Genomic DNA, 12,474 nt, shown 5'->3' on the forward strand with positions numbered 1-12,474 from the left:
CACATGTTAGACATGTTTCACTAATATTGTAAAATTCCATCTCATCTTTACCTTTATTTACAAAATTGCTCCAATAACCTTCAAGCTTTTGAAGCTGAAAGTTATTACAACAATTTCTACAAATATTATCCCCAGCTATATTGCAGTGAAAATAATTATTCTTTGTCTCACAAACGCTACAATTACACAAATTGGCTCCCTCTTTCCCATTATCTTTTACCTTCTGTTTATATAAGATCTACTTTACTATGTATAACCAAAACCTCATATGTTCCGCTTCATTTTTCTTAATAAAAAAATCTATAAGTCAGGGGATTAGTAAATTCTCCTTTCCGACTTATAGATTAACTTCAAGCCCTTTGATGATAAAACAATTACCACATAAAATAACATTTATGATTTATAGTTTGTCCAATCTTTACAAATTATATTAATTGTAACAAATCACTATTCATTTGAGACTGTACAACTAAGTTCAATTTCCTTTGCAAACCGTTTTGTAATCTCTTCTGCATTTAATCTATACACAAATTGCTTTTTTACTTTTATTCTTTCTAAGATATCTAAAACATACAGTTCATTTAAATCTGATCTAGCGGTTTCATAAGATACTCTAGCTTTCTTAATATAATCTTTGATCGAATTAATCTTTTATGGTATTTATGTCGATAACTATTGTATTGGAGTGCCTTTTTGGAAAGTAACGCGTTTGTACTATTTGAGCCATATAAGTAGCTTGACAAGAAACTACCTGGTTTAATTCGGCATGACTCTATTCCCATGTATTCATTAGTGTTTTTATCTCTCCAAAGCACCACTGAATCGAGTACAAAAAGCCTTTTTATGATTTCACGTTTTACTTCGTAATGTTTACTAATTTCTGCACGACATTTAATACTACAACCTCATTTTCATCATTAAGATATATAAAAATACTTGCTAAAGCAGCAATTCTTTTAGCAACTTTAATCTTATCTTCAGCTCGATAATATTCAACTCCATTAGCTTTTGCCTTAGGAATACTACACATTTCTAAAACTTGTTCATATGAAAAATCAATGAACTCATCTGGTGATTTAGCCTCATTCAACCATTGAATAGTAATAGAATCCAGACAATCTGCTGTTAAGTCATCCATATTACTCATAACACCATCCACAAGTGTATTCCATCGAGCTTCTTCCTCTATGTTTGTTAACCTTAAATCCTCGTCTTTATGAGAAGAAAGTTGAGCCAGCCCATTACTATCCTTTGTTTAAATTGGGTATGACTTTATTTTCGTTTCTTCATCCTCTTCAAATTGATTTTTCGCAATTCCATCTCTTAATTTATAATAAACAGCAGAGTTATTAACCTCATAATAATCATTTGGTTTTACCTGATTATCATTCTCTAACGGAATAGATTTCATTTCATTATTACTCTTTATAAGCTTTAAAAACTCCTGATTTATAAATAAATCTATTACTTCTTGTAATTTAACAAGTTCCCTTGCAGGAGAAATAATTACTTTTAATTTTAACGCTGACAGAAATATTTTCCAACTTAAATAAACTTAATTTATCAAATATAAATTCACTCTTAGAATTTACTTTGATAATGAGTAAAATATGCCAATAGGGTATCTAGCTATAGTTTCTAGCACTCTACTAACAATTTTTAATACAAGGAGATGTTAACTATGTTGAAACACATGAAATATGTGAAACAAGCTAAAAATGAAATATTTCTTATGGCAATTCTATTTTTTCTGTTTTTTGTAATGCTTTTATATAATGAGGGGGCTGCTGTACTTAGCGTATCTTCATGTTTAATTAATATTATTGCAAAGAATTTATTCTCTCAGAGAGCATAAAAACCACATTTAAATCATTATTCAGAAACAGGCATAATAAAAAGAAGAAAAAACATCCTACAAAATGTTTTTTCTTCTTTAATAATCTGGTTGATCACTACATTTTTTCTAATATTCCTTGTCTCTCATACCACTTAGACATTTTCTCAACTGCATTTGCAGATAGCCGCTTGGTTTCTCTGTTACAAAATCTAGATAATGTAGGTGCCGATATTCTTATTTCTTTTGCTAATTCTCGTATAGACTTATTATCAACTTTGCGTTGTTTAAGTATTTTCTCTCGAACAGCCTCTTCATCAAATCTATTAAGCTCTTCACTATTCTTTTTCGGAGACATATTAACAGCATCCCTAGCATGTTCAAAACAATCTACAGATGCTTCAGTATTATTTTCTAACTCTAGTGTTTTTTTCTTAGGTAAATTATACATTGACTTAATTAATTCTTCCGGTGGAAGTATAGTAATATTTAAATTCACCCAATAATCTTTAAACCAATTCTTCTTATTAAAACGTTCTTCATCTAATGATACTGTATACTCCCACTTAGAAATTACGTTCTCTTTTTCTAAATCAGTAAGAACATTCTCTAGGTGTTCTCTAATCCGACTCGGTTTCCAAGTGAGCGGGATTGCCATAACAGCTAATAAGCCTTTATCTCCCCCAATGGAGTATGGTCGCTTCAAAGTTGAATATATTTGTCGTATTCTCCACTGCCATGTTAGATAACGAATTAAACGTTTATGATATTTATGTCGATAACTATTATACTCGAGTGCCTTTTTAGATAATAATGCTGTGGTATTATTTGAACCATATAAATAACTTGTTAAAAAACTCCCTGGTTTAATACGACAAGATTCAATGCCCATATATTCATTTGTTGTATTGTGTCTCCATAATACAACTGAATCCAAGACAAATAACCGTTTGACAACTTCTCTTTTTACTTTATATTTTTCATCATGTTCATTTTCTTCATTTAAGACTACTACTTCATTATCATCATTTAAATAAATGAAGATACTTGCTAGTGCTGCAATACGCTTAGCAACCTTAATTTTATCTTCAGGTCTGTAGTACTCTCCTTTACTTACTTTCTTTTTTGGTACATTGCACATATCCAATACTTGCTCATATGAAAATTCTATAAATTCATCTGGGGATTTTGCTTGTGCTAGCCACTGGATGGTAATGGAGTCCAATACATCAGCTGTCAGATCATCCATATTGCTCATTACATCATTCACCAAAGTATTCCAACGAGATGCTTCATCATCTTTAATAAGCTTTAAATCTTCATCTCTGTGAGAAGAGAGCTGAGCTATTGCATTACTTTCCTTTGTTTCAATAGGGTAAGATTTTACACCCATACCTGCGTCTTCTTCAAAGTGATTTTTAGAGATTCCATCACGTAATTTAAAATAAACTGCAGAATTATTAACTTCAAAATATTCTTTATCAACTGGTTCATCCGTTTCATCCTCATTTACGTCTCCCTGGATGATTGTTCCATCATTAAACTTATTAGCATTCTTAAACTCGTCTTCTAATACCTTTTCAATAGTTGCATGAATTTCATCTTTATACTCTTTTAACTTAATACCAATTTGTAACGAAGTAATTCCTTCTTCATTCTTTTTACTCAACCATGATACTAATGCCGAAAAAGATGGGGAAACATATTGAGAAGTCACAACCTTAGTATTATCTTTTTCTACATCTGAACTATAGGCAGTCCATTTGTTCCAAACTACTTTATTATTTCCATATAAGGGCTCAGATATTAATAATGCATCCGTAAACAGTTGTGTTAATCTCTCCACATTTTCACTCCTTCCGTATTTACTTTCAAACAAACATTTAATCTAATACATATATGTAAACAATGATTTTTTCCAGCTTTAGTTATATTCAAGCAGTACTGACACTATTTTTCTTTATTTACAACATAAAATAACATTAATTATACATTAGTTTTCAATAAGTCTTCAATCAATCTATTAAATTAAGAGATGAAACACTTTTTACCATATTGTGAACCTTCACTATAAATATGAAACATTTTTATCTAATCGTTCCCATATTCTCATAAAATGTTAATTTGAATAGAATTTATACCGCATATACACTAAATTCTATACTATTTATTTGAAAAAAATTTGCCATACCCTTAACCTAAACCCGAAAACATAAGACATCAATTAATTTATTAATTTAAATACGTAATACAAAAAATTTGCCAATACCTTATAAACCCATAGATATCAACAGTTCACCTTTATTTCAATACATAAAACCCTTGAATTTTAACAAATTGTTTTTGCCATATCCTTGACCTAAATACATATATGAAACAGCCATAAACCCTTATGTACCAACGTTTTAACTTATTATCCCGATATTTTCATTATATATTAAACATGAAACACTTTTACCATATCCTTGACCTTATAAAAATCAAAACATGAAACACCTTTTACCATATCCTTGACCTTAAAGCTATTACATTTTCTCCTATAACCCTTTATATAAAGGGATTTACAGTATCTTTCCCTAATGAACGACCTATGATTAAAACATGAAACACTTTTGCCATATCCTTGACCTAAAATTAGAAACAATTCTCCTTAACCCTCTATATATCAACAATCTTACCGTGTTTCATTATTGTGTTTATACAATTAGGACATGAAACGTTTTTTACCATATCCTTATCACAAATTTTTTTCCATAGATTCTCCGATCCCTTATAATCATTGGGTTTATAACGTGTTTCATGTTTTAAAAATTCCTCTTAAAGGGGCACCTTTCAACATTTTTCATTTTGCTATAATCAAAATTGGTATATTTTATAGTATTTTGGCATATATTTCTGAATTTGTAGAACGGAGGTGAAAAAGATGGGAAAATCATTTGTAATACGAAATCAACGTAGCTTAAATGGGGAAACAACCAATGCTGTGTTAGTAACACTAAAATCTTGGCAAAAGTTTGTGGAAACATTTGAGGAGAAATACTACAGCTATAAAGATACATATTTAGAAGATATTTTGCAGCACATGACATACGAAGAGCGTATTGCTGACGTAGAAGGCTTTGTCGAAAAAGCCAAACCATCTTTTTCACGTCGCGCAATGTCTGCACTTGCAGAAAAAACGGGAAGAAAGCATAAATTATACGGTATTACGAATGCTGATCTCGAAGTTTTCTTATATCTGCATAAGAAATGCTTTACTAATGGTGTCATTCCAAATGTAACAATACATATGATGTGGGAAGATTACAAGCAATATAAAGAAGAATTTGCTTATATCCAACACTCTCAATTCTATATTGCATTAAAGAAATTAAGCTTACATAACATAATCTCTATTGAAAATGGCTTAGATGGCCGATATACAATCAAACTGACTCATTTTATGAATGAGGAAACAGAAAAAGCAAATCCGTACGTATATATTAGTCCTGTTGTATTTACAAAGGATTTCTTTAAGCTCTCTGTAGCAGCTAAGAAACTATTCTTAGACATTGCGATGCAACAACATACGGAAACAACATTAAAGCGTTCTTTGGACAAGCAGGACGAAAGAGGAAACAAAACTCACTTCGGTGGGATGTATCGTTTCTTACATAAAAAATATCCGCATCAGATTCGTGCGGTTATCGAGGAATTAACAGCTGCATTACCATGTACGGGGAATCCCCTATTCAAAATTTGCAAAATGCAAAAAGGTGTAAAACATACAAAACGATATACAACACTATATCTATCTATCCATTCAGACTTCTTATGTTCGAAAGAAGCTGGAGAAGAACAACATAGGGATCCATTTACACCAAAAGCTACCTATGCTCGAAAAGCAAAATTTATCGAAGCAGTCCTACAAGAGATGAATATCGGTGAACTGTCTGCAGACATGAATAAATTCATTCATGTATTAAAGCATACTTGTCATCGTCAAATTCGCAGTGTCATTCGTGGGCTTCGTGATATGGTTGATCGAAAAGAAGGATATCCAACGAAAATTGTATATACATTGAAGAAACTATTGCATCAAACATCTCAATATCAAATTCTCGATACAGCAGCAAAAGAAGGTATCTACCCTCTTATTGCGCAGCATATACCAAAAGAGAGAAATAGTGACCGTGAGCAAGCTGTCTTTAATTTCGGTTTACATTATTCTATGTACTCTCTTCACAACATTAAGAAGATGTTTAAAAATGTGCATGCATTACTGAAGCAGAAGTTTGCGGTACCAGTGACGGAAGAGTCTTATCACCGTAATTATCTAAAATACCAGGAAGAAACGTTATTTAGAAAATATGCATATGATCAGGGAGTGAATCTCCATGCATATATCGCTTTAGAAATTGAAATGCGTGAAAAACTAAAAGTTCGTGGCCATAAAGAACGCACGATTCCAAGTGATGTACGTGAATGGTTTATCGAGGCAATTGATAAGCTGCCACAAGAAAAACTTCGCGTTATTGAGCTACCAAAGCAGTTTAATTTACTAGAGTTTATGCGTACCTTCGAACGTTTAGTACGTGCCGGTGTAACAATAACAGCCCCAGATCAGGTGCTACACGCAATGGAAACAAAATAATAGTAACGAGCTCTCTATTTTTGAAAAAATCGAAATTAGAGGGCTATTCGTAGTTGTTTCATTCATACTCCTTTTCTACTACTCTATTTATAAATACAAAATCAGAAGGACTTCATGTAAAATGAGGTCTTTTTTTATGCACTTCTATACAAATTCTCTTCTAGCATTATAGAACTCTCCACATAGTGCTAAGGAGTATTCTTTTAAAGTAGTAAAGCCTATCTCATAAAACCTACAAAAAATCAGAAGAAAAATAATAAAAATAGTGGATATAAGGAAAAATATACTTGAATGTGAATAATATTTTCCTGACATCATTGTAACTACTAGCGTCGTTGTATTTATCTAATAAAAATCATCAATAATAATGTGAGTTATGTGCAAATACTGTGTAATGTTAATAAATAGCAGCCTAATCTGGATAAAATGTGGGTAATTGAACGGTAGATACTACTGTATTTAACAAAATAAAGAAAATAAAGCCTATTTTCATAGTTGGATAAATATAAAGTGATTTGTATCAAATTCTTTCCGATTTCATGTAGAAACATATGATTCCTTTTATGCTTTTTTGTAGAATTGATAGTCTAACAATCATTGAATTTCCGAATACATTTTCTACTATTTATGATTTTTTACGTTCTAACATTAAATTTTTCCTTGTGGGAGTAGATCTCTTCCCTATTTTTGATAACCTATAATAGTTTTATCTTTATTTCTTTTTAATATATAAGATATATATTTATAATAGATTTTTAATATAACTAGTCTCCTTGTTAATAAGATATCAGACCTAATTGAAAATATTTGTAAATTACGTTATAATAATGGTAAATAAACATATCATTACCCACATACTAAAGGACAAACCTACGTATCCCTACCAGGGCGAGGTTTGTCCTTTTTTCATTTAGTAAACAATTCATATTTGGAGGATTAAACATGACTGTACTTAAAGATACGACTTACTTAGATATGGATACCTATAACGAAATTAGATTTTTCAAAGGGATGTTTTTGGGATTAGTTTTTGTAGTGCCTTTTTGGAGTATTATGATAGCCCTATTTATTTTACTTTATAAATAATAATCAACATATCCAAAACGCAAAGGGTTGTTTGTCCGTTTGCGTTTTGGATATGCCAGCAACCGTGCGTAGCAAAGGGCGGTAGCAGGTCTTTCACTTATTTTCTGTTATAATATATCCTAAGAAATTAGGTGATTATTATGAACGAAACAATTTGCTTAGAGAAAACATTAGAGGCTTTTTCAGCGTATTTAAATGAACAAGGACGAAAACATTCTACAATTCAACGTTATGCATACGATATTAAGGATTTTTTTAAGTGGTTAGAAGTAAATGAAATACTTTTTCATATCAAATCATGGAATGAACTTTCTGAAACAGACTATCAGATGTATTTCTCTGAGTTAGAAGACAAACGCAAATATTCTCAGAAAACAAGACACAGAATATGGGTTGTTTTAAAGAAGTTACACATGTTTTTAGGTATAGTTAGTCCGTTGGATGGTATTAATCTCTCTTTAATTCCGGATCAATCACTAAATGATAATGATTTTATTACCGAAATGGAAGAAAAGCTTTTAAAGCAAACTGTTCTATCAATAAAGGGATTAACGGAAAGACAAGCCCAATATCGGCCTTTAATCATGGATAGAAACGCTTGTATAATTAATTTAATAGTAAACTATGGTTTGTCTTTACAAGAGCTTGTATCGCTTAATATGAGCCATATACAGTTTGCTAGAAATATATTAATGATACCTGGGGAAAATGGAGCAACTAGGTCTGTTTCTTTAACTATGGAAGATACGCAGCAGCTTTATAAATATTACACCACTATTCCGGAACCTGTAAGACCTAGACAACACACAGATAATCCCCTATTTGTGGCATTTGATTTTAATCGAGGTACGTATCGATGGGTGTACGAAAATGATGCACCAAAGGCGTTGTCTGAAGTTGCTATACAAAAGATGATACGACTTGAAGTGAAACGTGCGGAGTTAAATAGACGTATTTCTGCACAGCAGATGAGGAATACATTTATTCTACGCCTTATTAAGTTGGGCTTAACTGAAGATGACTTGGTAAGTAGAATGGGATTCAAAACTAAGATTTCTTTAAAAAGGTATTACCAATATTCACTGGGAGCTATAAATAACTCTAAAATATAGTTTTATTAAAAATTAGAAAGGGTGATTTATTTGGAAGAAAATATTTTTGGACAGAATCTTAGAAAATTAAGAAAAACAAAGGGGCTTAGCCTAGACAAATTGGGTATAGAGTTAGGGGTAACAGGAAGTGCGATATCCTCTTGGGAATTAGGGAATAAAGAACCGAACTTTGATATGGCAAAAAAAATTGCAAGTTATTTTATGGTTAGTACTGACTACTTGTTCAATCACCAAATTTTAGATAGTGATGAACATACAAAAGCAATTGTTACACGTTTAGCTCATAAAATGTACGAAAAAAGCAAGGATGTTCTAGTATTCGAAGAAGAACTACTATCTTATCTTGGTTATTTAGATTTTAAAAATAAATCCAGGCAAATAGCATTAAAAAACATTGAAAATGAGAATGAAGAAGAAAATGTATAGCACAATATATATTAACGGTTTTACCGTGCATGTATTTGTCATATTCTAATAAAAAGACGTATTCTATTCGTAGAACACGTCTTTTTATTGATTTATTTTAGTTTTATCCCACTTGGTTTACTTTTGTTTTTACCATCTATATTTTCATAGCAGATTCACTCTTACTGATTACCTTTTTTCAATGATCTTCTTAATTCTCTTCTATAACCTTCACAATTTATTTTTTATTAATTGTTCTAATTCAGATACAGAAAGTACCTGAATGTGTAAGAATCTTTTTAAGGCATTCCAAAACTCTCTATGGTCATATAATGATACCTGAAGAATGCTTTCCCAAACAGTAATCCCAACCTCGTTATATTGAGGACTTCCTTTTATAAGGCATGCCTTATGTATAGTAATCGAAAACAAATCAGGTTTTACAGATTGGTGAATTTCAAGTGAAGGAATCCATTCAATCGGAGCATTTAAGTGCATAAGATTATCTATACATTTCCTTAGCATGTTGTTGTCTCCTATACAATGTACTTCACCTGTTCTGATATCCAAAATGACTGTTTCATTTGCATGTACTTCTCTAATATGAGAAGGCACTTGTTCTGCATATTGTGTATATATTCTCTGAAATCTTTTGATAGCTTCAGTTATAGTTCTTGCATGAAGGAAGCTTATCTTCTGTGCAAAATGTATTTCCAATATGTATAGGCGCATAATGGATCATCCCCCTATATTACTTGTTATACAGTGTCCTCTTGCCTTTTTAATATAGAAAGCACCTATTGTATAGGTACTCTCTAAATATATCTATTATTAATATATTATGCTATGAGATATGCTTCGTGAGCTAATTCTTTAAGTATCTTTGCAAAGAGATGGTTTGTCTCTTCGGATGGTATTTCCTCTGTTTCTATTAATCTTGACAGTCTATTTGTAAACTCTGCAGCATACAAAAGCTTCGTACTAGCTTTTTCATCTTCTTTAATCAATTGTTCATTCTTCATGGATTGAATTAATAGCTGAATTAGCATTTGTTTATGTTGTTCGTTCTTCTTTCCATGGTACATATCCATTCCTAACCAATGACGAACAATTCGTTCAGCGTCTCTTGCTTCTGTTACATCTACTCTAGATACAACAAAGGTTAGCTTGTTCCATGTTAATTTTGCAACTTCATTGGAATAATTTGAAGGAAAGAAGAAAAAGCTTTGTTGTGTAATTCTTTGCCGCTCTTTAATCCAACGAAATAGTTCCTGCTTTCCTAGATGAATATCTATTTCTACAAAAAATACGGGAAACGGAGACGTTGTTTTTTCCTCATTTATTGTACAATCGGGCTTGAACACCAATTCACCTAGATATGCGTGGTGTACAGGTTCCAATTCATCTCGATATACTCTAATTCCATCTGTTTCATACCAAGCTTGAAGAATAGCTTCGATCTCTTCTTCAGATATAAGAATCGTATTCATCTCTTGCTGCGTAAAAAGTAAATACTCTAAAAGCATTCTTCGACCTTCTACTGTAAGTCCTCCTGGTGCATAATCTCCTTTTTCTGTGCGATCAAACATAATATAGTCGTATTCAGCATGATTATGAATTGAAAATAAGTCTGAATCCCTTTTATTTTCGTTTCTAAGGAGTGTTTGTAGACTGCGCCTATTCATTACATTCCGATAACGGATATCGTTTCTAATGGAACGTAAGAAGCTTTTCCAGGATTGTAGATGAGCATAGTCCGTATACCCCTCACTTATTAGCTGGGTTAGCATTTTATCCTCACCATTCATCATCAGGCAGGTCCAACATCCACTACGTGAGTTTGCAGCTCCACAAGCATTTCCCTGCTGTTTCCCACCTGTTTTAATGCCGCATTCAAACATAGCCTGTCCATACTGTATGCTCATTTCTTCCACATCCACACCAAAAGGCAGTATCCCTCTATCTAAAAGTAACATCCATACTTCATCACCTGTTAAAAATTTAACTGGATTGAAGCAGAGTATATTTTTCATGTCATTGTGACGTGAAAATAGAGATTCGTTACTTACTGCATATTTTTGAATACTATGTCTTCTACGTGCGCTTTCTTCGTTACGAACAGCCAACGCAAGGACTCCATCATACTCTTCAAAGCAGTCTACTACTTTTTTAGTTTGGGAATCTATTAGTATTTCCTTCATCTTACGTTGTATGGGTTTAACTTTAAGGGAATCAGTACACCATCGTAGTCTACTATTTCCTGTTGGTGGAAGAACACCTCTACCTAGTAGTTTGTACCAATATGAATCTTTCATTAATGGTCTCACACTATGTACTATAAACGGAAGATTATACTTATCCGCACTCTTTTGGATTTTCTTTAATGTACGTGAGATATACGCAGTCATAACAGGTGTTTCTACCCCAACCTCGGAAGTTAATATATGAATAGGTTTTGTACGATCTTCTAGCGACAGCTCGGAAATCGCATCCCATAGCAATGTCAACATAGCAGAACTATCTTTCCCCCCACTATAACCTACAAAACAACAATCGCGAGATAAATAGACTTTTTTCATTTCCTCTTTAATTTGTGTGTAAATGTTCATAATTATATTGTTAGCCCCTAGCAAAATAAGATTTTATTTTGTTATGTATGGGGCATTCCTCCTCTTTTTTAAATAGAAAAAGAGAGTCCCTTATCATAGGCACTCCCTTTTATATATTTCCTCTATTTTTAATCGATTTCGATTTCATTTATATTTAGCTTGTTTAAGATATTTTTATAAAAACGCATTACTTTTTGAGCATGCTGTATAGCAAGTAACCCATCTTGAACGGTAAGGGCTTCAAAATACGGATAACGAATGTCAGTAGCATAACCATTCAGCTGCACGCATTGTTCTAAAATCAATGAGAACTCCTCATCTAATCTACAACAAAATTTATGCAGCATTAAAAGGTTATGAGTTTTAGGGACTGGCCTACCGTTTAGTGCAAGAAATCCTTTTAGGAGTTTCTCCACACATTGTTGACTATGATAACAAATAATTGCAGTGGGGAAAGGTTTCATATCAGATAAGTAAATAGCAGAATCTAAATCGGATTTTGCAATGAATACCCACTCTTTTAGATCCTCAATATTTCTCATATAGGACCGTCCCTTCTAGTGCAATCTTATGTTCCATAGTTACAGTACGGCTAGCACGTTCTTGAAACTCTTCTGGCCCATACACTAAAATATCAACTGGCGTTTCCATTACATCGTAAATACCCCAATTGATACGATTAATGACTTCCCTTTTTCTTTCTCCTACACCTTCCACAACAATACAGAGATCAAAATCACTGTCTTCATTTGGTGTGCCATATGCATGAGAGCCAAAAAGGATGATTTTTTGGAC

At 32.3% G+C, this 12,474-nt stretch carries 10 protein-coding genes and 1 pseudogene; 5 read left to right on the top strand and 6 right to left on the bottom strand.

Annotated features, from left to right (window positions below):
- Window positions 1-638: 638 nt before the first annotated feature.
- Window positions 639-1,411: pseudogene (locus MKY21_RS30990) on the bottom strand (XRE family transcriptional regulator); the annotation flags it as partial.
- A 270-nt stretch (window positions 1,412-1,681) separates the two neighbouring features.
- Here MKY21_RS30990 and MKY21_RS30995 point away from each other — a divergent pair.
- Window positions 1,682-1,855, top strand: coding sequence for a hypothetical protein (locus MKY21_RS30995; protein ID WP_341078728.1), 174 nt, complete (start codon window positions 1,682-1,684; stop codon window positions 1,853-1,855).
- A gap of 97 nt (window positions 1,856-1,952) precedes the next feature.
- Here MKY21_RS30995 and MKY21_RS31000 read toward each other — a convergent pair whose 3' ends face one another.
- The gene (locus tag MKY21_RS31000) at window positions 1,953-3,680 is read right to left on the bottom strand and encodes a helix-turn-helix domain-containing protein (protein ID WP_341078730.1); all 1,728 of its coding nucleotides are present in this window, start codon (window positions 3,678-3,680) and stop codon (window positions 1,953-1,955) included.
- 1,077 nt (window positions 3,681-4,757) lie between these two features.
- Here MKY21_RS31000 and MKY21_RS31005 point away from each other — a divergent pair.
- From MKY21_RS31005 to MKY21_RS31020, 4 genes are all read left to right on the top strand, one after another.
- Window positions 4,758-6,467, top strand: coding sequence for a hypothetical protein (locus MKY21_RS31005; RefSeq protein ID WP_341078731.1), 1,710 nt, complete (start codon window positions 4,758-4,760; stop codon window positions 6,465-6,467).
- A gap of 942 nt (window positions 6,468-7,409) precedes the next feature.
- Complete coding sequence (locus tag MKY21_RS31010) at window positions 7,410-7,553, top strand: hypothetical protein (RefSeq protein ID WP_179877605.1); 144 nt, start codon at window positions 7,410-7,412, stop codon at window positions 7,551-7,553.
- A 140-nt stretch (window positions 7,554-7,693) separates the two neighbouring features.
- Window positions 7,694-8,665, top strand: a complete 972-nt coding sequence (locus MKY21_RS31015; RefSeq protein WP_098213435.1) for a tyrosine-type recombinase/integrase — start codon at window positions 7,694-7,696, stop codon at window positions 8,663-8,665.
- A 30-nt stretch (window positions 8,666-8,695) separates the two neighbouring features.
- On the top strand, window positions 8,696-9,091 hold the full coding sequence (locus MKY21_RS31020; protein WP_016078900.1) for a helix-turn-helix domain-containing protein: 396 nt from the start codon (window positions 8,696-8,698) through the stop codon (window positions 9,089-9,091).
- 210 nt (window positions 9,092-9,301) lie between these two features.
- Here the strand turns inward: MKY21_RS31020 and MKY21_RS31025 are convergent, their stop codons facing one another.
- From MKY21_RS31025 to MKY21_RS31040, 4 genes are all read right to left on the bottom strand, one after another.
- Window positions 9,302-9,802, bottom strand: coding sequence for a hypothetical protein (locus tag MKY21_RS31025; protein WP_001242092.1), 501 nt, complete (start codon window positions 9,800-9,802; stop codon window positions 9,302-9,304).
- A 107-nt stretch (window positions 9,803-9,909) separates the two neighbouring features.
- Window positions 9,910-11,679, bottom strand: a complete 1,770-nt coding sequence (locus MKY21_RS31030; protein ID WP_445662229.1) for a phosphoadenosine phosphosulfate reductase — start codon at window positions 11,677-11,679, stop codon at window positions 9,910-9,912.
- Window positions 11,680-11,807: 128 nt separating this feature from the next.
- Complete coding sequence (locus tag MKY21_RS31035) at window positions 11,808-12,221, bottom strand: HEPN domain-containing protein (RefSeq protein WP_103622554.1); 414 nt, start codon at window positions 12,219-12,221, stop codon at window positions 11,808-11,810.
- A partial coding sequence (locus MKY21_RS31040) for a nucleotidyltransferase domain-containing protein (protein ID WP_341078741.1) occupies window positions 12,208-12,474 on the bottom strand: 267 nt, incomplete at its 5' end. The genes MKY21_RS31040 and MKY21_RS31035, both read right to left, overlap by 14 nt.

Origin of the sequence: Bacillus sp. FSL R9-9497 (assembly GCF_038005805.1) — a bacterium.
Classification (GTDB): domain Bacteria; phylum Bacillota; class Bacilli; order Bacillales; family Bacillaceae_G; genus Bacillus_A; species Bacillus_A cereus.

What these genes read in the sequence shown, in the direction of transcription:
- MKY21_RS31005 (WP_341078731.1), top strand. Translation starts at nt 4,758, where the DNA reads ATGGGAAAATCATTTGTAATACGAAATCAACGTAGCTTAAATGGGGAA.
- MKY21_RS30995 (WP_341078728.1), top strand. Translation starts at nt 1,682, where the DNA reads ATGTTGAAACACATGAAATATGTGAAACAAGCTAAAAATGAAATATTT.
- MKY21_RS31035 (WP_103622554.1), bottom strand. Translation starts at nt 12,221, where the DNA reads ATGAGAAATATTGAGGATCTAAAAGAGTGGGTATTCATTGCAAAATCC.
- MKY21_RS31010 (WP_179877605.1), top strand. Translation starts at nt 7,410, where the DNA reads ATGACTGTACTTAAAGATACGACTTACTTAGATATGGATACCTATAAC.
- MKY21_RS31025 (WP_001242092.1), bottom strand. Translation starts at nt 9,802, where the DNA reads ATGCGCCTATACATATTGGAAATACATTTTGCACAGAAGATAAGCTTC.
- MKY21_RS31030 (WP_445662229.1), bottom strand. Translation starts at nt 11,679, where the DNA reads ATGAACATTTACACACAAATTAAAGAGGAAATGAAAAAAGTCTATTTA.
- MKY21_RS31015 (WP_098213435.1), top strand. Translation starts at nt 7,694, where the DNA reads ATGAACGAAACAATTTGCTTAGAGAAAACATTAGAGGCTTTTTCAGCG.